Source organism: Streptomyces sp. SS8 (assembly GCF_054072955.1).
Genome location: NZ_JBSVCZ010000013.1, coordinates 1 through 21,498, shown reverse-complemented (window position 1 = coordinate 21,498; position 21,498 = coordinate 1). Strand labels below are relative to the sequence as shown.

Annotated in this window: 22 protein-coding genes; 14 read left to right on the top strand and 8 right to left on the bottom strand. The window is 74.0% G+C overall.

What is annotated here, in order from left to right:
- Nucleotides 1–114: 114 nt before the first annotated feature.
- Nucleotides 115–1,563 carry an NAD(P)H-quinone dehydrogenase gene (locus tag ACW69E_RS14555; RefSeq protein WP_457498761.1) on the bottom strand — a complete coding sequence of 483 codons (1,449 nt, stop codon included), beginning with the start codon at nucleotides 1,561–1,563 and terminating at the stop codon, nucleotides 115–117.
- 137 nt (nucleotides 1,564–1,700) lie between these two features.
- On the opposite strand from ACW69E_RS14555, the gene ACW69E_RS14550 reads away from it, so the two are divergent.
- From ACW69E_RS14550 to ACW69E_RS14540, 3 genes are all read left to right on the top strand, one after another.
- Nucleotides 1,701–2,138 (top strand): gamma-glutamylcyclotransferase, encoded by a 438-nt coding sequence (locus ACW69E_RS14550; RefSeq protein WP_101256430.1) that lies wholly within the window; start codon nucleotides 1,701–1,703, stop codon nucleotides 2,136–2,138.
- Nucleotides 2,139–2,308: 170 nt separating this feature from the next.
- Nucleotides 2,309–3,130, top strand: coding sequence for a purine-nucleoside phosphorylase (locus ACW69E_RS14545; RefSeq protein ID WP_457498653.1), 822 nt, complete (start codon nucleotides 2,309–2,311; stop codon nucleotides 3,128–3,130).
- Between the two features lie 193 nt (nucleotides 3,131–3,323).
- Nucleotides 3,324–4,997, top strand: coding sequence for a phospho-sugar mutase (locus ACW69E_RS14540; protein ID WP_457498652.1), 1,674 nt, complete (start codon nucleotides 3,324–3,326; stop codon nucleotides 4,995–4,997).
- Between the two features lie 153 nt (nucleotides 4,998–5,150).
- Here ACW69E_RS14540 and ACW69E_RS14535 read toward each other — a convergent pair whose 3' ends face one another.
- A complete protein-coding gene (locus ACW69E_RS14535; RefSeq protein WP_457498651.1) occupies nucleotides 5,151–5,777 on the bottom strand; it encodes a PH domain-containing protein in 627 nt (208 codons plus the stop codon).
- A 171-nt stretch (nucleotides 5,778–5,948) separates the two neighbouring features.
- Between ACW69E_RS14535 and deoC the strand changes: the two genes are divergently transcribed.
- From deoC to ACW69E_RS14520, 3 genes are read left to right on the top strand one after another with little or no spacing between them, the layout of a single operon-like run.
- Nucleotides 5,949–6,956, top strand: a complete 1,008-nt coding sequence (gene deoC / locus ACW69E_RS14530) for a deoxyribose-phosphate aldolase (protein ID WP_457498760.1) — start codon at nucleotides 5,949–5,951, stop codon at nucleotides 6,954–6,956.
- A 5-nt stretch (nucleotides 6,957–6,961) separates the two neighbouring features.
- A complete protein-coding gene (locus tag ACW69E_RS14525; protein ID WP_457498650.1) occupies nucleotides 6,962–8,398 on the top strand; it encodes an aldehyde dehydrogenase family protein in 1,437 nt (478 codons plus the stop codon).
- Nucleotides 8,391–9,290 (top strand): aldehyde dehydrogenase family protein, encoded by a 900-nt coding sequence (locus ACW69E_RS14520; protein WP_457498649.1) that lies wholly within the window; start codon nucleotides 8,391–8,393, stop codon nucleotides 9,288–9,290. Before ACW69E_RS14525 ends, ACW69E_RS14520 begins: the two co-directional genes overlap by 8 nt.
- Nucleotides 9,291–9,361: 71 nt before the next feature.
- Here ACW69E_RS14520 and ACW69E_RS14515 read toward each other — a convergent pair whose 3' ends face one another.
- On the bottom strand, nucleotides 9,362–9,829 hold the full coding sequence (locus tag ACW69E_RS14515) for a hypothetical protein (protein WP_457498648.1): 468 nt from the start codon (nucleotides 9,827–9,829) through the stop codon (nucleotides 9,362–9,364).
- A 120-nt stretch (nucleotides 9,830–9,949) separates the two neighbouring features.
- On the opposite strand from ACW69E_RS14515, the gene ACW69E_RS14510 reads away from it, so the two are divergent.
- On the top strand, nucleotides 9,950–10,597 hold the full coding sequence (locus ACW69E_RS14510; RefSeq protein WP_457498647.1) for an ATP-binding protein: 648 nt from the start codon (nucleotides 9,950–9,952) through the stop codon (nucleotides 10,595–10,597).
- A 114-nt stretch (nucleotides 10,598–10,711) separates the two neighbouring features.
- Here ACW69E_RS14510 and ACW69E_RS14505 read toward each other — a convergent pair whose 3' ends face one another.
- Nucleotides 10,712–11,497: a SigE family RNA polymerase sigma factor gene (locus ACW69E_RS14505; RefSeq protein WP_457498646.1), complete on the bottom strand. Its 786-nt coding sequence runs from the start codon at nucleotides 11,495–11,497 to the stop codon at nucleotides 10,712–10,714.
- Between the two features lie 212 nt (nucleotides 11,498–11,709).
- Here ACW69E_RS14505 and afsQ1 point away from each other — a divergent pair, with 212 nt between their 5' ends.
- From afsQ1 to ACW69E_RS14480, 5 genes are all read left to right on the top strand, one after another.
- Nucleotides 11,710–12,387, top strand: a complete 678-nt coding sequence (afsQ1, locus tag ACW69E_RS14500; protein ID WP_206349150.1) for a two-component system response regulator AfsQ1 — start codon at nucleotides 11,710–11,712, stop codon at nucleotides 12,385–12,387.
- A 106-nt stretch (nucleotides 12,388–12,493) separates the two neighbouring features.
- The gene (locus tag ACW69E_RS14495; protein WP_457498645.1) at nucleotides 12,494–14,131 is read left to right on the top strand and encodes an ATP-binding protein; all 1,638 of its coding nucleotides are present in this window, start codon (nucleotides 12,494–12,496) and stop codon (nucleotides 14,129–14,131) included.
- Entirely contained in the window at nucleotides 14,128–14,778 is a 651-nt protein-coding gene (locus tag ACW69E_RS14490) for a hypothetical protein (RefSeq protein WP_457498644.1), read from the top strand. The genes ACW69E_RS14495 and ACW69E_RS14490 overlap by 4 nt, the downstream gene beginning before the upstream one ends.
- Nucleotides 14,779–14,900: 122 nt before the next feature.
- Nucleotides 14,901–15,455, top strand: a complete 555-nt coding sequence (locus tag ACW69E_RS14485) for a VanZ family protein (protein WP_457498643.1) — start codon at nucleotides 14,901–14,903, stop codon at nucleotides 15,453–15,455.
- Between the two features lie 86 nt (nucleotides 15,456–15,541).
- Nucleotides 15,542–15,745, top strand: coding sequence for a PspC domain-containing protein (locus ACW69E_RS14480; protein ID WP_457498642.1), 204 nt, complete (start codon nucleotides 15,542–15,544; stop codon nucleotides 15,743–15,745).
- A 133-nt stretch (nucleotides 15,746–15,878) separates the two neighbouring features.
- Here the strand turns inward: ACW69E_RS14480 and ACW69E_RS14475 are convergent, their stop codons facing one another.
- Complete coding sequence (locus ACW69E_RS14475; RefSeq protein ID WP_457498641.1) at nucleotides 15,879–16,277, bottom strand: ATP-binding protein; 399 nt, start codon at nucleotides 16,275–16,277, stop codon at nucleotides 15,879–15,881.
- 165 nt (nucleotides 16,278–16,442) lie between these two features.
- Nucleotides 16,443–17,582, bottom strand: a complete 1,140-nt coding sequence (locus tag ACW69E_RS14470) for an adenosine deaminase (protein WP_457498640.1) — start codon at nucleotides 17,580–17,582, stop codon at nucleotides 16,443–16,445.
- Nucleotides 17,583–17,746: 164 nt separating this feature from the next.
- Between ACW69E_RS14470 and ACW69E_RS14465 the strand changes: the two genes are divergently transcribed.
- Nucleotides 17,747–18,502 (top strand): alpha/beta hydrolase, encoded by a 756-nt coding sequence (locus ACW69E_RS14465; protein ID WP_457498639.1) that lies wholly within the window; start codon nucleotides 17,747–17,749, stop codon nucleotides 18,500–18,502.
- Nucleotides 18,503–18,535: 33 nt separating this feature from the next.
- Here the strand turns inward: ACW69E_RS14465 and ACW69E_RS14460 are convergent, their stop codons facing one another.
- Nucleotides 18,536–19,510, bottom strand: coding sequence for a LysR family transcriptional regulator (locus ACW69E_RS14460; protein ID WP_457498638.1), 975 nt, complete (start codon nucleotides 19,508–19,510; stop codon nucleotides 18,536–18,538).
- Between the two features lie 92 nt (nucleotides 19,511–19,602).
- Here ACW69E_RS14460 and ACW69E_RS14455 point away from each other — a divergent pair, with 92 nt between their 5' ends.
- Nucleotides 19,603–20,853 (top strand): MFS transporter, encoded by a 1,251-nt coding sequence (locus ACW69E_RS14455; protein ID WP_457498637.1) that lies wholly within the window; start codon nucleotides 19,603–19,605, stop codon nucleotides 20,851–20,853.
- Nucleotides 20,854–20,887: 34 nt separating this feature from the next.
- Here ACW69E_RS14455 and ACW69E_RS14450 read toward each other — a convergent pair.
- A partial coding sequence (locus ACW69E_RS14450; RefSeq protein WP_457498636.1) for a Uma2 family endonuclease occupies nucleotides 20,888–21,498 on the bottom strand: 611 nt, incomplete at its 5' end.

Here is a 21,498-nt window from a genome sequence, read left to right as displayed (position 1 = left end):
GGTAACCCGTGCGACCGTCTGCTTTCAGCTGTTTCCGCTGAATAACGGAAATTGTTCGTAGGCAGAACCCTGCCGTGGTATACGCGGACGGCCCGGCGGAACCCGGGCCCCCGGTCAGCCGCCCTCGGCCGCCTTCCGCGTCTGGAGCTGCCTCGCCACCTCGCCGATCGAACCCGACAGCGAGGGGTAGACCGTGAAGGTGTTCGCGATCTGCTCGACCGTCAGGTTGTTGTCGACCGCGATCGCGATCGGGTGGATCAGCTCGCTGGCGCGCGGCGCGACCACCACGCCGCCGACCACGATGCCCGTGCCCGGGCGGCAGAACAGCTTCACGAAACCGTCCCGCACGCCCTGCATCTTCGCCCTCGCGTTGCGCAGCAGCGGCAGCTTGACGGCGCGGGCGTCGATCCGGCCGGCGTCCACGTCGGCCTGGGTGTAGCCGACGGTGGCGATCTCCGGGTCGGTGAAGACGTTCGCCGAGACCGTCTTCAGGTCCAGCGGGGCCACCGTCTCGCCCAGGAAGTGGTACATCGCGATCCGGCCCTGCATGGCCGCGACCGAGGCGAGCGCGAACACGCCCGTGCAGTCGCCGGCCGCGTAGACGCCGGGCACGGAGGTGCGCGAGACCCGGTCGGTGCGGATGTGGCCGGAGTCCTTCAGCACCACCCCGGCCTCCTCCAGGCCGATGCCCGAGGTGTTGGGGACGGCGCCGACGGCCATCAGGCAGTGGCTGCCGGTGATGACCCGGCCGTCGGAGAGGGTGACCTCCACCCGGTCCCCGACGCGCTTGGCGGAGGCGGCCCGGGAGCGCGACATCACGTTCATGCCGCGGCGGCGGAAGACCTCCTCCAGCACGACCGCCGCGTCCGGGTCCTCGCCCGGCAGCACGCGGTCGCGCGAGGAGACCAGCGTCACCCGGGAGCCGAGCGCCTGGTAGGCGCCCGCGAACTCGGCGCCGGTGACGCCGGAGCCGACCACGATCAGCTCCTCGGGCTGCTCCTCCAGGTCGTAGACCTGCGTCCAGTTCAGGATGCGCTCGCCGTCGGGGCGGGCGTCGGGCAGCTCGCGCGGCTTGCCGCCGGTGGCGATGAGCACGGCGTCGGCCGTCAGCCGCTCCTCCTCGCCCCCGGCCGTCTCCACCACGACCTGCCGCGTGCCGTCGGGCGCCTGCTTCGGCTCCAGCCGGCCGCGGCCGCGCAGCACGCGGGCTCCGGCGCGGGTGACGGCGGCGGTGATGTCGTGCGACTGGGCCAGCGCCAGACGCTTCACACGCCGGTTGACCTTCCCCAGGTCCACGCCGACGACCCGGGCGGGGTTGTCGGGGTCGGGGGTGCCGTCCTCGACGATGATGCCGAGCTCCTCGTAGGAGGAGCCGAAGCTCGTCATCACCTCGGCGGTCGCGATGAGGGTCTTGGAGGGGACGCAGTCGGTCAGCACCGAGGCGCCGCCCAGACCGTCGCGGTCGACGACGGTCACTTCCGCCCCGAGCTGCGCGGCCACCAGCGCCGCCTCGTAGCCGCCGGGTCCACCACCGATGATCACGATCCGAGTCACGTACCCCAGTCTCGCACGCGCTCCCGCGGCGGCCGCCACCACCCGCCGCGGGCACGGCGGCGGGCGGCGGGGTGCGGCGGGGACGCGGCGGTGCGCACGGGGCGGTCCGCACGGGTGGTCCGGGCCGCTGCCTATACCCTCGTCGCATGTCGCTCTACGCCGCATACGCCGGAAACCTCGACGCCCGGCTGATGTCCCGCCGCGCCCCGCACTCGCCGCTGCGCGGCACCGGGTGGCTCAGCGGCTGGCGCCTGACCTTCGGCGGCGAGCACATGGGGTGGGAGGGCTCGCTGGCGACCATCGTCGAGGCCCCCAAGGCGACCGTGTTCGTCGCGCTGTACGACATCGCGCCCATGGACGAGGACTCCATGGACCGCTGGGAGGGCGTCGGCATGGACGTCTACCGCCGTATGCGGGTGCGGGTGCACACCCTGGACGGGGACGAGCCGGCCTGGTGCTACGTCCTCAACGGCTACGAGGGCGGGCTGCCCTCGGCCCGCTACCTGGGGGAGATCGCCGACGCGGCGGAGTCGGCCGGGGCGCCCCACGACTATGTGACGGAGCTGCGCAAGCGTCCCTGCTGAGGCCGGGCCGGACGGGGCCCCGCCGGACGGGCCGCCACGGGGCGATTTCCGGCCACTTCTGCCTGTTTCGAGACATTCCGACTCTCCCGAGTCCGCTTTCGACCGCTTCCGGGACCACTCCCCGGACACCCGTCTACGCGCGTAGGCGATTAGCGGCTACCCTCATCGGCGTGAACGCTTCTGCCACCACCGACTACTCCGGCGCCCCGTACGCCGCCGCCCGCACCGCGGCGGCGCGCCTGCGCGAGCTGACCGGCGCGGAGACCCACGACGTCGCCCTGGTCATGGGCTCGGGCTGGGTGCCGGCCGCCGACGCGCTCGGAGAGCCGGAACACGAGTTCCCGGTCACCGACCTGCCCGGCTTCCCGCCGCCGGCGGTCGAGGGCCACGCCGGAAAGATCCGCTCGCACCGCCTCGGCGACAAGCGGGCGCTGGTCTTCCTGGGCCGCACCCATTACTACGAGGGCCGTGGCGTCGCGTCCGTCGTCCACGGGATCCGCTCGGCCGTGGCCGCGGGCTGCAAGACCGTCGTGCTGACCAACGGCTGCGGCGGGCTGCGCCCCGGGATGCGCCCCGGCCAGCCGGTCCTCATCCGGGACCACATCAACCTCACCGGCGTCTCGCCGATCGTCGGCGCCAACTTCGTCGACCTCACCGACCTGTACTCGCCGCGGCTGCGCGCGCTGTGCCAGGAGGTGGACCCCACCCTGGAGGAGGGCGTCTACGTCCAGTTCCCCGGCCCGCACTACGAGACGCCCGCCGAGATCGGCATGGTCCGGGCGATCGGCGGAGATCTGGTGGGCATGTCCACCGTCCTGGAGGCGATCGCCGCCCGCGAGGCGGGCGCCGAGGTGCTGGGCGTCTCCCTGGTGACCAACCTCGCCGCGGGCATGACCGGCGAACCGCTCAACCACGAGGAGGTCCTCCAGGCGGGCCGCGACTCGGCCGCCCGGATGGGCTCGCTGCTGGACAGCGTCCTGCGGCGCATCTGACCCGGCGCCCCGGGCGGGTGGTACGGACCCCGGGCTCCCGTCCCCGCCCCCGGACGGCCCATCCCGGGGCGGGCCGGGCGGGCGTCGCGGGTACCGGTGGACACCGGGAGCCGCGCGCCCACCGGCGCCGGAGCGAAGCGGGAGCGGCGTACGGCGCCGCCCCACAGGCGACACGCGAGAGGCGGAAGAGACCGTGGCAACCGTGCACGAGGACCTGACCGCGCGGGCGCGGTCCTGGCTGGCCGAGGACCCCGACCCGCAGACCCGTGCGGAACTGGCCGCCCTCATCGAGGCCGGCGACCTGGAGGAACTGGAGGACCGCTTCTCGGGCACCCTCCGGTTCGGCACCGCCGGGCTGCGCGGGGAACTGGGCGCCGGCCCGATGCGGATGAACCGCGCGGTCGTCATCCGCGCGGCCGCCGGGCTCGCGGCCCATCTGCGCGGCCGCGGCCACGGCGGCGGCCTGGTCGTCATCGGCTACGACGCCCGCCACCGCAGCGAGGACTTCGCCCGCGACACCGCCGCCGTGATGACCGGTGCCGGCCTGCGGGCGGCCCTGCTGCCCCGCCCGCTGCCCACACCCGTACTGGCCTTCGCCGTCCGGCACCTGGGCGCCGTCGCGGGCGTCACCGTCACCGCCAGCCACAACCCGCCGCGCGACAACGGCTACAAGGTCTACCTCGGCGGGGGCTCCCAGATCGTGCCGCCCGCCGACGGGGAGATCGCCGACGAGATCGCCTCCATCGGCTCCCTGGCGGACGTCCCGCGCGCCGGGTCCGGCTGGGAGGTGCTCGGCGAGGAGGTCGTGGACGCCTACCTGGAGCGCGCGGCCTGTGTCCTCACCCCCGGCGGGCCCCGGGACGTGAAGGTGGTCCACACCTCGCTGCACGGCGTGGGCGGCGCCACGGCCGCCGCCGCGTTCGAGCGCGCGGGCTTCCCCGTCCCGGTGCCGGTGGCCGAGCAGGCCGAACCCGACCCGGACTTCCCGACCGTGGCCTTCCCCAACCCGGAGGAGCCCGGGGCGATGGACCTGGCCTTCGCCACGGCCCGCGAGCACCGGCCGGATCTGGTGATCGCCAACGACCCCGACGCCGACCGCTGCGCGGTGGCCGTCCCCGACCCGGAGGCGGACGCGGGCTGGCGGATGCTGCGCGGCGACGAGGTGGGGGCGCTGCTGGCCACCCATCTGGTGCACAAGCGGGCGCGGGGGGCCTTCGCCACCACGATCGTCTCCTCCTCCCTGCTGTCGCGCATCGCACAGGCGGCGGGCCTGCCGTACGCCGAGACGCTGACCGGCTTCAAGTGGCTGGCCCGCACCGACGGGCTGCGCTACGCCTACGAGGAGGCGCTGGGCTACTGCGTCGACCCCGAGGGCGTGCGCGACAAGGACGGCATCACCGCGGCGCTGCTCGTCGCGGAGCTGGCCGCCGAGCTGAAGGAGAGCGGCCGCTCCCTGGCGGAGCTGCTGGACGACATCGCGGTGGAGTACGGGCTGCACGCCACCGACCAGCTCTCGGTGCGGGTGGAGGACCTGTCCGTGATCGCCGGTGCGATGCGCCGGCTGCGCCAGGCGCCACCGGCCGTGCTGGCCGGTCTGACGGTGACCTCGGCCGAGGACCTGAGCCTGGGGAGCGAGGCCCTGCCGCCGACGGACGGCCTGCGCTACCGGCTGGCGGGCGACCCCCGGCGGCGGGTGGCCGGCGCCCGGATCGTCGTCCGCCCCAGCGGCACGGAACCGAAGCTGAAGTGCTACCTGGAGGTGGTCGTCTCCGTGGCGGACGCCTCGGAGCTGGCCGCGGCCCGCGCCACGGCGCGGGGGGTGCTGGGCGCCCTCAGGACGGACCTCGCCGCCGCCGCGGGGATCTGAGGTACGCCGGGCCGGGCGGGGCGTCCGGCGGCGCGGGCGGTACGGGCGGTACGGACGGTACGGACGGAAGGTTCCGCACCGCCCGGCACGGCACCACGGGTCCGTGGAGGCACGCGGAAAGCCTGTGGGACGCCACGCGGGCGGACCGGGGCCTCAGCCCAGGAAGACCAGGGCCAGCAGGGCCGCCCCGCCGGCCACCGCCGGGACGATGACCTCGTAGGCCCAGCGGACGCTCGGGGCGCCCTGCGCCCCCTCGTCGGAGGAGTGGCGCTCGGCCAGGGCGCGGATCTCGTCGATCGCCTGGTCCGCCTGGGGCCGGTAGCCGCCGGCGTCGGTCAGCCCCGGAGCGAACACCGACCCGGGGCCCGACAGGTTCGCCGAGGCGGCGCCGCCTCCCTGGCTCTGCCGCAGCGCCTTCTTGCGCTGGCGCAGCGAGACCGGGATCGCCCACATCTGGTACTTGCCGTCGCCCGCGAAGACCTCGGCGGAGTAGGCGGCCCGTACGCCCTCGACCGACGCCCACGGAAGCGTGATCGTGCGGAAGGGGTTGCGCACCCGCAGCCGCTCGCGCCCCGCGTACACGGCGGGCCGCAGGGAGAAGGCGAAGATCAGCGGCACGAGGGCCACCAGCGCGGCCAGCGAGAGCCACCGGGTGCGGCCCTCGCCGCTGACGATCCCGTCGGCGGCAAGCAGCACGACGAGCGCCATCAGCAGCGTGCCCCCCACCATCCCCATGGTCGAGCGGTAGGTGTGGTCCGCGTATCCGGTCTGCTCACTCATGCCTCCGATTCTGCACGACCGCGCCGCACGGACCTCCGGCCGGTGGGCGCTCACCGGCCGGTCACAGGCCCGCTCATGGGCCCGGTCGCAGGCCCGCCGTGCGCCCGGCCGGGATACGGGGGGAGGGGGATGACAGTTTGCTACGCGCGTAGATATGCTCCTCTGGTGACCATGCCTGCCTCGTCTCCCACCGCACCCTCCGCACCGCCTCCCGCCGCGCCCCCCGCACTGGCGGACGCGACCGCCTCCGACGCCGCGCTGCGCCGCTTCCTGCACGGCCTGCCCGGGGTCGACGCGGTCGGCCTCGAAGCCCGCGCGGCCCAGCTCGGCACCCGTTCGATCAAGACCACGGCGAAGGCGTACGCCATCGACCTGGCCATCTCGATGATCGACCTGACGACCCTGGAGGGCGCCGACACCCCGGGCAAGGTCCGGGCGCTGTGCGCCAAGGGCGTCAACCCCGATCCCACCGACCGCACCGTGCCGAAGGTCGCCGCGATCTGTGTCTACCCGGACATGGTGGCCACCGCCCGGCAGGCCCTGGACGCCTGCGGCGGGCAGGATGTGAAGGTCGCCTCCGTGGCCACCGCCTTCCCCTCCGGCCGCGCCGAGCTGGGCGTGAAGCTGGCGGACACCCGTGACGCGGTGGCGGCCGGCGCCGACGAGATCGACATGGTGATCGACCGGGGCGCCTTCCTCTCCGGCCGCTACATGAAGGTCTTCGAGGAGATCCGGGCCGTGAAGCAGGCCTGCGCCCGCCCCGGCGGCGAGGACGCGCACCTGAAGGTGATCTTCGAGAACGGCGAGCTGTCCACCTACGACAACATCCGCCGCGCCTCCTGGCTGGCGATGCTCGCCGGGGCCGACGTCATCAAGACCTCCACCGGCAAGGTCGCGGTCAACGCCACCCCGGCGAACACCCTGGTGATGCTGGAGGCCGTCCGCGACTTCCGCGCCGCGACGGGGACGCGGATCGGGGTCAAGCCCGCGGGCGGCATCCGCACCACCAAGGACGCGGTCCGGTACCTGGTGATGGTGAACGAGGTCCTCGGCGACGACTGGCTGCACCCCGACTGGTTCCGCTTCGGCGCCTCCAGTCTCCTGAACGACCTGCTGATGCAGCGCCAGAAGCTGACCACCGGGCGCTACTCCGGCCCCGACTACGTGACGGTGGACTGATCACGATGAGCCCCATGTTCGAGTACGCACCCGCGCCCGAGTCCCGCGCCGTGGTGGACATCGCCCCCTCCTACGGGCTGTTCGTCGACGGCGAGTTCCGCGAGGCCGCGGGCGGCAAGTCCTTCAAGACCGTCTCGCCGTCCACCGAGGAGGTCCTGACGGAGGTCGCCCACGCCGGCGCCGAGGACGTGGACGCGGCCGTGGCCGCCGCCCGCCGCGCCTTCGCCTCCTGGTCGGCGCTGCCCGGCGCCGAGCGCGCCAAGTACCTGTTCCGGATCGCCCGGATCATCCAGGAGCGCTCGCGCGAGCTGGCCGTCCTGGAGACCCTGGACAACGGCAAGCCGATCCGCGAGACCCGCGACGCCGACCTGCCCCTGGTCGCCGCGCACTTCTTCTACCACGCGGGCTGGGCCGACAAGCTGGCCCACGCCGGCTACGGGCCGGACCCGAGGCCGCTGGGCGTGGCCGCCCAGGTCATCCCGTGGAACTTTCCGCTGCTGATGCTGGCCTGGAAGGTCGCCCCGGCGCTGGCCTGCGGCAACACCGTGGTCCTCAAGCCCGCCGAGACCACCCCGCTGTCGGCGCTGTTCTTCGCGGACGTCTGCCGCCAGGCGGGACTGCCGAGGGGGGTCGTCAACATCCTCACCGGCGACGGCTCCACGGGAGCGGCGCTGGTGGCGCACGAGGGCGTCGACAAGGTCGCCTTCACCGGCTCCACGGCCGTGGGCAAGCAGATCGCGCGCACGGTCGCCGGAAGCACCAAGAAGCTCACCCTGGAGCTGGGCGGCAAGGGCGCCAACATCGTCTTCGACGACGCGCCGGTCGACCAGGCCGTCGAGGGCATCGTGAACGGCATCTACTTCAACCAGGGCCAGGTGTGCTGCGCGGGCTCTCGCCTGCTGGTCCAGGAGTCGGTGCAGGACGAGCTGCTGGAGGCGCTGCGGCGCAGGCTGTCCACCCTGCGGGTGGGCGACCCGCTGGACAAGAACACCGACGTCGGCGCGATCAACTCCGCCGAGCAGCTCGCCCGCATCACCGAACTCGCCGACAGCGGCGAGGCCGAGGGCGCCGAGCGGTGGTCCCCGGCGTGCGAACTGCCCGAGCGGGGCTTCTGGTTCGCGCCGACGGTCTTCACGAACGTCACCCAGGCCCACCGGATCGCCCGCGAGGAGATCTTCGGCCCCGTGCTGTCGGTGCTGTCCTTCCGCACCCCGGACGAGGCGGTGGCCAAGGCGAACAACTCGCAGTACGGCCTGTCCGCGGGCGTGTGGACGGAGAAGGGCTCTCGCATCCTGGCGATGGCGAACAGGCTCCGGGCCGGCGTGGTGTGGGCCAACACGTTCAACAAGTTCGACCCGACCTCGCCGTTCGGCGGCTACAGGGAGTCGGGCTTCGGCCGCGAGGGCGGCCGTCACGGTCTGGAGGCGTACCTCGATGTCTGAGCAGTCCGGCAACACCGGGGGCGCCGCGCGCACGCGCCTGGGCGTTCTCAAGACCTACAAGCTGTTCGTCGGGGGGAAGTTCCCCAGGTCCGAGAGCGGACGGGTGTACGAGGTGACCGACACACGCGGCAACTGGCTGGCCAACGCCCCGCTCGCCTCCCGCAAGGACGCCAGGGACGCGGTGGTCGCGGCCCGCAAGGCGTTCGGCCCCTGGTCGGGGGCGACCGCATACAACCGGGGCCAGATCCTCTACCGGATCGCCGAGATGCTGGAGGGCCGCCGCGAGCAGTTCGCCGCGGAGGTGGCCGCCGCCGAAGGGCTGTCGAAGGCGAAGGCCGCGGCCCGGGTGGACGCGGCGATCGACCGCTGGGTGTGGTACGCGGGCTGGTCCGACAAGATCGCCCAGGTCGCGGGCGGGGCGAACCCCGTCGCGGGCCCGTACTTCAACCTCTCCACTCCGGAGCCGACCGGTGTGGTCGCCGTGCTCGCCCCTCAGGAGTCCTCCCTGCTCGGGCTGGTCTCGGTGCTGGCCCCGGTGATCGTCGGCGGCAACACGTCCGTCGTCGTGGCGAGCGAGCGCGCCCCGCTGCCGGCCCTGTCGCTGGCCGAGGTGCTGGCCACCTCCGACCTGCCCGGCGGGGTGGTCAACGTCCTGTCCGGGCGGACGGCCGAGATCGCCGCACCGCTCGCCGCCCACGGCGACGTCAACGCGATCGATCTGGCGGGCGCGGACGCGGATCTGGCGAAGGAGCTGGAGACGGCCGCCGCGGACAACCTCAAGCGGGTGCTGCGCCCGGCCGACGCGACCTCCGACTGGTCCGCCGACCCGGGTGTGAAGCGGATGCTGGCCTTCACCGAGACCAAGACCGTCTGGCACCCCGTCGGCGTCTGACGGGCCGTGCGTCCGGGGCCGCCCCCTTCCAGGCCCTCCGAGGGAGGCGGCGGCCCCGGACGGGCTCCCGCTCAGCCGGGCAGCAGACCCGCCACCGCGCCCGTCACCGGCAGGGTGCGGATCGTGCCCCCTTCACTGACCGGCCCCGTGACGGCCCCGGTGCTCACCGGCTTGAAGTCGGCGATCTGGGTGCCGACCGTGTTGTCCAGCGGGTCGACGCCCGTGCCCGCCAGCGGATCGATCCGCGCGTCCTTGACCGGGCGCGCCGCACCGGCCACCGCGTGCTCGGCGGCTCCCGCGCCCTCGGCCAGGCCGTGCGCGCTGGACCCGAGCGAGTCCGGCGAGAGCGCGGACGTCAGGCCCGACAGCTGCACGGGCGCACCGGCGCCCTGCCCCGGCGCCGCGGCCGCCGCTCCCGCGCCCGAAGCCACCGCGGCCCCGACCGCGGAGACGGTCAACCCGGCGCGCAGCAGGGCTCGCTGGAGGCCGCTGCTCCCCGCTTGCCTCTCCCGTGCGTGACGGCGGCGCTGAGCGGTCATCGGTACACCTACCCAAGAGAACTCGAAGACTGTGACTGCCTGGTGACGCAGCGTATACGAGCCGGGCGTCACACGCACACGCGTACCGGCGCCCCTGTGGATGGCCGACAATGGTCTTCCGTGAGCTCCCACGACACCGCCCGCGTGATCCTGCTGACCGGTCCCTCGGGCTCCGGCAAGTCCTCGCTCGCCGCCCGCACCGGGCTGCCCGTACTGCGCCTGGACGACTTCTACAAGGAGGCCGGCGACCCGTCCCTCCCCCGGCTCGCCGGCGGCGACCGGGTGGACTGGGACCACCCCGGATCCTGGGACGCCGACGCGGCGGTGGCCGCGATCGCGGCCCTGTGCGGGAGCGGCCGGGCCGCCGTCCCGGTGTACGACATCTCCACGAGCTCCCGGACCGGCGAGGACGCACTCGAACTGCGCGGTGCGCGCCTGTTCGTCGCCGAGGGGATATTCGCCGCCGAGATCGCCGCGCGCTGCCTCGGACTCGGCCTGCTGGCCGACGCGTTGTGCCTGCGCGGGCGCCCCTCCACCACCTTCCGGCGGCGGCTGGTGCGCGATGTGCGCGAGGGCCGCAAGTCGCTGCCCGTCCTGGTGCGCCGCGGCTGGACGCTGATGCGCGCCGAGGGCTCGATCGTCGCGCGCCACGTCGCCCTGGGCGCCCACGCCTGCGGCCGGGACGAGGCACTGGCGCGGATCGAGGCGCTCGGCGCACATCAGGGGCGCACGCGAGGGAGCGAGCGCCCGGGGGCCGTGCACGCATGAGAGCGGGCCCGGCCGGACCCCCGGCCGACCCGGCCCGCTCCCGGAGCACCCCCGTGCGCTCCCCCGTTCCCCCCGCTTCTCCCCCGTTCCCCGGCTCCCCCCGGTCCCTGTGCGTCAGGCGACCAGCTCGCCGAAGCTCTCCTCCAGATCGCGCCCGAAGCTCAGCGCCTCGTCGCCGCGCAGCCGGCGCAGGGAGCGCCAGATGCTGCTCTTGACCGTGCCGACGCTGATGTTGAGGATGTCCGCGATCTCCGGGTCGGTGCGGCCCTCGTAGTAGCGCAGGACCAGCATCGTGCGCTGGAGTTCGGGCAGCCGCGCCAGCGCCTGCCACAGCACCGCGCGCAGTTCGGTGCCGCGCATCGCGTCGCTCTCGCCGGCCGACTCGGGCAGTTCCTCGGTCGGGTACTCGTTGAGCTTGCGGCGGCGCCATGCGCTGATGTGCAGGTTCGTCATGGTGCGGCGCAGGTATCCGCCGACCGCGGCCTTGTCGGTGATCCGGTCCCAGGCCCGGTAGGTGGAGAACAGCGCGCTCTGCAGCAGGTCCTCGGCCTCGTGGCGGTCTCCCGTGAGGTGGTACGCGGTGGCGTACAGGGAGGCGCGGCGCTCGCGGACGTAGGCGGTGAACTCCGCCTCCGTCACACCCCTCCGGCGCCGCTCCCCCGGTGCCTCCCCGTGCGCTTCCTCCCCCCGGTTCCCCCCCGGGACCGGCTCGGGCGCGGCGGCGATGTGCGCCGGCCGCCTGCGGCCGGCGCCCCGGTCGCACCCCGGCTTCGCCGTGGAGGCCCCCGCCCCCACGCCCCCCGCGGCGCCGGACTTCCCCCCGTCCTGCGCCGGAACCACGGGAGTGTGCAGACGCGTGTGGATAACCGCGCTGGTGATGTTGCGGTGCAGTGTGCTCATCTCGCGCCCCCCTTTGTGGAACCGGCCCAGGTCCTCGGTCCGTGTCGTGTACGCCGAGTACGCCCAATACACTGCCGGGGCAGTTTCATCGCCGGGTCCGCCGTCTGTCACAGGGGTGTCACAGAGGCGGGGCGGGCCGTGACCCGCCCGCGTTCGCGCTCCGTTCACCGGCCGGTCGAAGTACGGGCACCGGATGGGCCAGAATGGCGCGCGTGCCTTTCCTGTTGCTGATCGAGGACGACGAGGCCGTCCGCACCGCCCTGGAGATGGGGCTGACCCGGCAGGGCCACCGCGTGGTGACCGCTGCCTCGGGCGAGGACGGCCTCAAGCTGCTGCGCGAACAGCGGCCCGACCTGATCGTGCTGGACGTCATGCTGCCCGGCATCGACGGTTTCGAGGTGTGCCGCCGCATCCGGCGCACCGACCAGCTGCCGATCATCCTGCTGACCGCGCGCAGCGACGACATCGACGTCGTGGTCGGCCTGGAGTCGGGCGCGGACGACTACGTGGTCAAGCCGGTGCAGGGACGGGTGCTGGACGCCCGCATCCGCGCGGTGATGCGGCGCGGCGAGCGGGAGGCGAACGACTCGGCGGTCTTCGGCGCGCTGGTCATCGACCGCTCGGCGATGACGGTGACCAAGAACGGCAGGGACCTCCAGCTCACCCCGACCGAGCTGCGGCTGCTGCTGGAGCTGAGCCGCCGCCCCGGGCAGGCGCTGTCGCGGCAGCAGCTGCTGCGGCTGGTGTGGGAGCACGACTACCTCGGCGACTCCCGGCTGGTCGACGCGTGCGTCCAGCGGCTGCGCGCCAAGGTCGAGGACGTCCCCTCCTCGCCGACGCTGATCCGCACGGTGCGCGGCGTCGGCTACCGGCTGGACCCCCCGGCGTGACAGGGGTCCGCGAGGCCGGCGGGGGCCCGGCGCCGATATCCACGCCCACACCCGTTCCCACGCCCGCGTTCGCGCCCCGGCGCGGCCGGCCCCGCCGGGAGGCCCCGTGAACGGCTCCCTGGGCAGGGTCACCGGGTCGCTGCGGCTGACGAGTCTGCGGCTGCGGCTGGTGGTGGTCTTCGCACTGGTCGCCCTGACCGCCGCGGTGGCCGTCTCCGGCATCGCGTACTGGATCAACCGCGACGCCGTCCTGACCCGGGCGCAGAACGCGGCCCTCAACGACTTCCGCGAATCGCTGGGCGACAGCACCGGATCCCTCCCCCGCCGGCCGGCCTGCGACGCGCTGCGGGAGACGGCCCGCTCCATGGCCAACAGCACCCAGCGGTACGAGGTGGTGCTGATCGGGGAGCAGGCCGGCGGCTCGCGCTGCGAGGCCGTGTCCGATCCGGGGTTCACCCTGGACGACGTGCCCGTGACGCTGCGCTCGGCCGTCGCCGAGAAGCGTCCGATCGACGCCGTCAACAAGGCCCCCTACCACCTGTACTGGCAGCGGATCACGGTGGACGGCGAACCGTATCTGGTGGGCGGCGCGACCGTGATCGGCGGCGGGCCGACGGGCTACATGTTCAAGTCGCTCGCCCCCGAACGGGACGACCTCAACTCCCTGGCCTGGTCGCTGGGGATCGCCACCGCGCTGGCCCTGGTCGGCTCCGCCCTGCTGGCGCAGGCCGCCGCCACCACGGTGCTGCGGCCCGTGCAGCGGCTGGGCGAGGCGGCGCGGAGGCTGGGCGAGGGGCGGCTGGACACCCGGCTGAGGGTGTCGGGGAAGGACGAACTGGCCGAGTTGTCCAGGACGTTCAACCGCACCGCCGAGGCGCTGGAGCACCGGGTGGCCGAACTGAGCGCCCGCGAGGAGTCCAGCCGCCGCTTCGTGGCGGACATGTCGCACGAGCTGCGCACGCCGCTGACCGCGATCACCGCCGTCACCGAGGTCCTGGAGGACGAGATCGACTCGCTCGACCCGATGATCGCGCCCGCGGTCACCCTGGTCGTCAGCGAGACCCGGCGGCTGAACGACCTGGTGGAGAACCTGATGGAGGTCACCCGCTTCGACGCGGGGACGGCCCGCCTGGTGCTCGACGACGTCGACGTCGCGGATCAGGTGACCGCCTGCATCGACGCCCGGGCCTGGCTGGACGCGGTCGAGCTGGACGCCGACCGCGGCATCACCGCGCGGCTCGACCCGCGCCGCCTGGACGTGATCCTGGCCAACCTGATCGGCAACGCCCTCAAGCACGGCGGCTCCCCGGTGCGGGTTTCGGTGCGCACCCGCGAGGCCGCGGAGCCGGGTGACGGGCCGGGCGCGGGTCCGGACGAGGACGAGCTGGTCATCCGGGTCGCCGACCGCGGCCCCGGCATCCCCGAGGAGGTGCTGCCGCACGTCTTCGACCGCTTCTACAAGGCCAGCGCCTCCCGTCCCCGCTCCGAGGGCAGCGGGCTGGGGCTGTCGATCGCCATGGAGAACGCCCACATCCACGGCGGTTCCATCACCGCCGGGAACGCGCCCGAGGGGGGCGCGGTCTTCACCCTGCGGCTGCCGCGCGACGCCAGCCGCCTCGCGCCGGAGCAGGACCGGGACGCGGACACGGACGCGGACACGGACACCGGCCGGGACACGGACCGGGACGCGGACACCACCCCGGGCACGGACGGCGGCGGCACACACCGGGAGGACGGACGATGAGCACCACACGCCGTACGGCCCCCGGCCTCCGCGCGAGCGCCGTCGCCCTGGCCGCGCTCGCGCTCGGCGGGTGCGGCATACGCTCCACACCGGTGCCGGTGGACGCCGGCCCGGCGCCGTCGAGGGCCTCGTGCACGGCTCCCGCCGTCGAGGACGAGCGCGATCCCGGCGACGGGAGCGTCCGGGCGGACGTCTTCCTGGTCTGCGGCGGCACCGTCTCGGCGGTGGAGCGCACCGTGACGCCGGGCGGCTCGGAGCCGGAGCCGGGTTCGGGGCCCGGTACGGACGCCCGGCTTGCGACGGCCCGCGAGTTGCTGAGGGAGTTGCGCAGGAATCCGTCCCGGGCCGAGCGGGAGGCGGGCTTCGGCAGCTCCGTCCCCGGGGATCTGGAGATCGACGGGCCCGGGGACGGCGATCCCGGGGAGACGCTGCGGCTGAGCCGGGACCCCGGCGGGCTGCCGTCCTTCGCGCTGGCCCAGATCGTCTGCACGTTCACGGGCACGGCCGCCGTCGGCCGGGACGGCTCGGTGGTGCTCGGCGGCCCGGCCCGGGACGGCGGCGGGGAACCTCCGCGGCGCTACTCCTGCACCGACGCCCTGCGCGGCAGCCCCGAGGCGGCGAAGAGCGCGGGCACCCCGCTCCCGTAGGGCGCCGGGCGCCCGCCGCACCCGTGCCCGCCGTACCCGCGCCGGTGCCCGGCGTCCGCGCCGCGCACCGACGTGTCCGAGGGGGCGGAACCGCGGCGCTCGCCGTGTGCGTCTGTGTCGCCGTGCAGCGTCATCACCCCGGCGGCTCCGCCGCCCACCGCATCCGCGCAGCGGGGCTCGTACTCCTCGGCTGCCACCTGCTGTTCGTCGGCTGGCTGACGCTGCGGCCCCTGTCCGTCCCCTGGGTCTCCCCCGCGAACCTGCGGCCCTTCGCCTCCATCCACGCCGATCTGGCGGACGGCCCGCGAGCGGCTCTGGAGGGCATCGGCGGCGGGCTGGCGCTGCTGGCCCCGCTGGGAGTGCTGCTGCCGATGGCGGCGGGCCGGGCGGCGTCGCGGCTGGGCTCGTGGTCGCGTACGGTCTTCGCGGCCGCGATGATCTCGCTCGGCATCGAGCTGGTGCAGCCCACGGTGCCGGGTCAGGTGGCGGACGTGGACGCGCTGCTGCTCAACACCACGGGCGTGGCCCTGGTCCATCTGCTGTGCTATCCGGCGCTGCGCACCCGGCTGCGCGCGGCCGCGCGGCGGGACGGCTCCGGCACCCGGCGTGCGGGATCCTCCGGGAAGCGGGATCAGGGGGCGTCCCCGAGGACTCCCAGGGTCGGAATCGCACCCTAGAGGGACGCTTTCACCCGTAACGCTCGCCTACGGTGGATCCGTCCCCGCCGAACGACGGCGTTCCGCCAGAGCGAAGGAGTCCCGCCATGGCCGCAATCGTCCGCCCCAGCGACGACCGGATGATCGGTGGTGTGTGCGCCGGGCTGGCCCGCCGGTTCGGTACCACCCCGAACACGATGCGCGCGATCTTCCTGGTCTCCTGCCTGCTGCCGGGGCCGCAGTTCCTGCTCTACATCGCCCTGTGGATCCTGCTGCCGGACGAGCGCAAGGTGCGGCGCACCGGCTGGTGACGCGTCCTCCGGCGCCCCCGCACAGGGGAACGGGCCGCGCACCGGGGACGGCCTGGTGCGCGGCCCGTGGCGCCTCCCGTGGGTGGGGTGGAGGGAGGGGGAGGCGCTGGAAGGGGAGAAGGGGGGAGGCGCGTCAGCCCAGCAGTTTGCCCGTCTGCAGGGCGCCGGTGAGCTGGCCCGTCGGCAGGTTGAGCATCGTCGGCTTCTCGGGGCTGCCCAGCGGCAGGCCGCCGAGCAGGTCCCGCACCGGGTCGTGCTGCTTGGTGTTGGGCTTCTTGGCTCCGGGCTGCCTGGCGTCGGACTGCTGCCCCTGCTTGCCCTCGGCGGGCGCGGGAAGCGTCCTGGCCTGCTGGGGCGCGTCGGGTGCGGGCAGCGTCCTGGCGACCTCCTGCACGGGCAGGCTCTTCACCGCGCCTTCGGCGGTCCTGCCGAGCCCCAGGGTGTCCGCCGCGGAGGCGGCCCCGGCGCCGGTGGCGGCGAAGGCGGCGCCGAGCACGGCGACACCGATCGTCTTCATCGTTCGCTGCTTCATCAGCTGGTACGTCCTCGTGTGGATGGCTTGAGCGGCCTCGCGAACGTAGCCAGGGCGCCGCACCCGCCGCAAACACCCCGAAACGGCCGGGCGCCCGCCTCCGCCGTCGCGCCCGGCCACCTCCCATCTCCTCCCCCGGTCGCCTCCGGCCGGAGGAACCGCTGGTCACAGGCCCTTGGCGGCGGCCTCCCGGAACAGCCACTCGGCCTTCAGCTCGGCGTATCCGGGCTTGATCACGTCGTTGATCATGGCCAGACGTTCATCGAAAGGGATGAACGCGGACTTCATGGCATTGACGGTGAACCACTGCATGTCGTCCAGCGTGTAGCCGAACGTCTCCACCAGGTGCCCGAACTCACGGCTCATGCTGGTGCCGCTCATCAGCCGGTTGTCGGTGTTGACGGTGGCCCGGAAGCGCAGCCGCCGCAGCAGCCCGATGGGGTGCTCGGCGTACGAGGAGGCCGCTCCGGTCTGGATGTTGGAGGTGGGGCACAGCTCCAGCGGGATCCGCTTGTCGCGCACGTACGCCGCCAGCCGGCCCAGCTTCACCGTGCCGTCGCCGGCCACGTGGATGTCGTCGATGATGCGCACCCCGTGGCCGAGCCGGTCGGCGCCGCACCACTGGAGGGCCTGCCAGATGGACGGCAGCCCGAACGCCTCGCCGGCGTGGATGGTGAAGTGGTTGTTCTCGCGCTTGAGGTACTCGAAGGCGTCCAGGTGGCGGGTGGGCGGGTGGCCCGCCTCGGCCCCCGCGATGTCGAAGCCGACGACACCGGCGTCCCGGTACCGGTTGGCCAGTTCGGCGATCTCCAGCGAGCGGGCGGCGTGCCGCATGGCGGTGAGCAGGACGCCGACGCGGATGCGGTGCCCGGCCTCGCGGGCCCGGCGCTCGCCCTCGCGGAAGCCCTCGTTGACGGCCTCGACGACCTCCTCCAGCGTCAGCCCCGCCTCCAGGTGCTGCTCGGGGGCGTAGCGCACCTCGGCGTAGACCACGCCGTCGGCGGCCAGGTCCTCGGCGCACTCGGCCGCGACCCTCACCAGCGCCTCGCGCGTCTGCATCACCGCGCAGGTGTGGGCGAAGGTCTCCAGATAGCGCTCCAGGGAGCCGGAGTCGGCCGCCTCGCGGAACCAGGTGCCCAGCGCCCCGGGGTCGGTCTCGGGCAGACCCTCGTAGCCGCACTCGCGGGCGAGTTCGGCGACGGTGGCCGGGCGGAGGCCGCCGTCGAGGTGGTCGTGGAGCAGCACCTTGGGGGCGCGGCGGATCTGGTCCGGGGTGGGGACGGTGGTGACAGTCTCGCTCGTCATTGCCGCACTCTAGCGCCTACGCGCGTAGATATCACCCTTGGGCGGATCCCGCACCCGCCCCCGCACGGCCCGTACGCGCCCGGACACGGCCCCGCGGCTTTCGATACCCAATGGTGACCGCCCGGCACCGCCCGTACACCCCCGCTTCTGCAATCGTTTTCGCCGTGACTCAGCAGGCGTTGCCGCGCCGGGATGCGCGGCTGGGGCGGGCGTACGGGGACGACCACGCGGTACAGGGCGTGGTCCTGCTGCTCCCGGGAGGGACGGCCGCGGGCACGCGCGGCCGCTCCCGCCGGGCCGCGGCGGCGATGCTGCCGCTCGCGCGGCGGCTGGTGCGGGCGGGGGCGGGACACGAGGTGGCCGCGCACGTCCTCCACTACCGCTACCGCGGATGGAACGGAGCGGACGCCCACCCGCTCCGGGACACCGAGTGGGCCCTGGAGGAGGTCCTGCGCCGCTACGGCGACGTCCCCGTGTGCCTGCTGGGCCGGGACATCGGCGCCCGGGCGGCGCTGCGGGCCGCGGGCCATCCGGCGGTGGTCTCCGTACTGGCCCTGGCCCCCTGGCTGCCGGAGGTGTCCGAGGACGGCGGGGAGGAACCGGTGCGGCAGCTCGCCGGCCGGCGGGTGCTGATCGTGCACGGCACGGACGACGAGCACACCGGCCCGGACCGCTCCTACCGGCTGGCGACGCGGGCCAAGAAGATCAACCCGGACGTCTGCCGCTTCGAGGTCCACACCGACGGCCACGCGCTGCGCCAGCACCGCTCGGAAGTCCTCGCCCTGGCCGAGGACTTCGCCCTGGGGTCACTGTGCGACCGGGACTTCGCCCGCCCGGTGGCCGACGCACTGGCGGCCCCGCCGCCGCTGGGCCTGCGGATGCCGCTGGCGGCCGGCTTCGGCCGCTCCCTGCGCCACTGAGCGCCCGGGCGCTTACGGCCGCCCCACGGCCCCTCACGCCAGCAACCTCCCCCGGCGGCTCAGCAGGAACGCCCGGAACGCCGCCACCGGCGGGGTCTCCGGGCGCCCGTCCACCCAGGCCACCCCGATCTCCCGCACCGCCCGCGGCTGGGTGACCGCCAGCTCCCGCACCCCCGGCCGGGGCACGGCCGGAGGCGGCAGCAGAGCCACTCCCAGCCCGGCGGCGACCAGCCCGCGCAGCGTCTCGGCCTCCTCCCCCTCGAACGCGATCCTCGGCTTGAAGCCCGCCTCGGCGCACAGCGCGTCGAAGATCCGCCGCATCCCGTAGCCCGGCTCCAGAGTGATGAACGGCTCCTGCGCCGCCTCCGCCAGCCGCACCCGCCTGCGCCGCGCCAGCGGATGCTCCTCGGGCACCACCAGCCGCAGCCGCTGCTCGTCCAGCCGCCGCGCGACCAGATCCGGGGCGTCCGGCACCGGGGAGGTCAGGCACAGGTCCAGATCCCCCGCGCGCAGCCGCTCGATCATCGCCTCGCCGTACGTCTGCACCAGCGAGAAGCGCACCCGGGGGTGGTCGGCGCGGAAGGAGCGGATCAGCCCCGGCACGGTCTCCGAACCCAGCGTGTGCAGGAAGCCGAACGCCACCTTGCCCGCCGCCGGGTCGGCGTCCGCCCGCACCGCCTCCGCCGCCTGCTCCACCGAGCCCAGCGCCCGCTCCACCGAGCCCAGGAACGTACGTCCGGCCGGCGTCAGCGCGACCGTCCGCCCCCGCCGCGCGAACAGCGCGACCCCCAGGTCGTCCTCCAGCCGGGCCATCGCCCGGCTGAGCGTGGACTGCGGCACTCCCAGCTCGCCGGCCGCCCGCGTGACGTGCTCGTGCCGGGCCACGGCGACGAACTGCGCCAGCCGCGGGGTGAGCACCGCGGCCCAGGAACCGGGGTCGATGTGAGGGGCGTCACCGGATGTGTCGGATGTAACCGAGATGTCTTTTCTGTTGCCGACCGGTGACACGACACCCTCCCATCTCGACTTATGCACCTGCGCATGAAGACCTGACACTTTGTGCATTGGACGCATCAGATCGTTGATCGTACGTTCGAGACATGCCTTCCGTCGATACCGGGGCACCTGCCCGCACAGGTGCCTCTCCCGAGCGTTTCCCGTCCTCCCCCCGGCGCATCAGCCTCGCCCTCTTCGCCATGGGCCTGGCGACCTTCGCCCTGCTGTTCTCCACCCAGCCCCTGCTGCCCGCCCTCACGGCCGACTTCGGTGTGACGCCGGGGCAGGCGAGCTGGACCGTCTCGGCCGCCACCATCGCGCTGGCGGTGGCCGTGCTGCCGCTGTCCGCCCTCTCCGAGCGCTTCGGACGGCGCACCCTGATGACGGGCTCCCTGGCGGTCGCGGTCGCCGTCGCGCTCGTGCTGCCCTTCGCCCCCAGCCTGGAGGTCCTGATCGCGCTGCGCGCCCTGCAGGGCGCGGCGATCGCGGGCATCCCGGCCTCGGCGACGGCGTACCTGGCGGAGGAGGTACGGCCGGCCGCGCTGGTCGGGGCGATCGGCCTGTTCGTGGCGGGCAACAGCGTCGGCGGAATGACCGGCCGCGTCCTCACCGGCTGGGTCGCCGAGGGCTGGGGCTGGCGCGCGGGGCTCGCGGCGGTCGGCGCGCTCGCCCTGCTGTGCGCTCTCGCCTACCGGCTGCTGATCCCCCGGGCGCACAACTTCACCCCGGCCTCGCTGCGCCCCGCCGAGGTGCTGAACACCGTGCGCGGCCACCTGTCCGACGGGCTGCTGGTCCGGCTGTACACCCTCGGCCTGCTGTTCATGACCGTCTTCGGCGCGGTCTACACGGTGGTCGGCTACCGGCTGGTCTCCGAGCCCTTCGGCCTCTCCCAGGGCCTGGCCGGATCGGTCTTCGTGATCTACCTCGTCGGCACCGTCTCCTCGGCCGCGGCCGGGCGCCTGACCGGACGGCTCGGCCGCCGGGGCGCGCTCTACCTGGCCATCGGCGCCACCGCCACCGGCCTGCTGCTGACCCTCGGCGACAGCCTCGCGGCCGTACTGCTGGGCCTGGTCCTGGTCACGGCCGGTTTCTTCGCGGGCCACGCGGTCGCCTCCGGCTCGGTGGGCCGCACGGCGAGGACGGGCCGGGCCCAGGCCTCGGCGCTGTACCAGATGGCGTACTACGTCGGCAGTTCCCTGGGCGGCACGCTGGGCGCGATCGCCTACCACGCGGCGGGCTGGAGCGCGACGGTCGCCTTCTCCCTGACCGCCCTGGTCCTCGCCGCGGGCGTCACCCTCTACGCCACGCGCCGCGCGGTGGTCCAGCGCCGCCTGGCGGTCGCGCGGACCTGCTGAGCTCCACCGTCCCGCGGGCGTCTTTCCGGCCGGCTCAGCCGGCGGGGAAGACGCCCGTGTCGATGGTGAGGCCGAAGGGATCGGGGAGGAAGACCTTGTCCCCGAACTTCCCCGCGTGCAGCACCCGGTAGACGTCCTCCTTCGGCTCCCCGTAGAGCGTCACGGTCGGGCCGCCGGACGCCCAGCGGTCGACCAGCAGATACAGCGGCACCCCGGTCTGGGCGTAACCGGCGGGCTTACTGATCCGGTCGTGCCGGGCGTTGGATGACGAGGTGATCTCCACGACGAGTTCCGCCTCGCCCGCCGGGACGGAGCTGCCCTCGGCCTCCTCGACCACAGCCTCCGGCATGACCAGCAGGTCGGGAACGTGGATACCGCTGCGGAAGGGGATCGAGACGCCTTGCGTCCGGTAGACGTACCAGTCCTCGGGAATCGCCCTGTCCAGCAGCCGCTGCAGCCTGGCGGCGATGACATCGTGGTTACCGGCGGGCGGTGGTGACACGGTGATGACCCCATCGATGATCTCCACCCTGCAGCCCTCGGGCCAGTCCGTCTCCTCCCAGAGGCGGATCAGGTCGTCCCAGTCGCAGGCGTGCCCTGGTCCTGGATCGACGGTGAGTGCGCTCGTGACTCCACCCGCGCGTG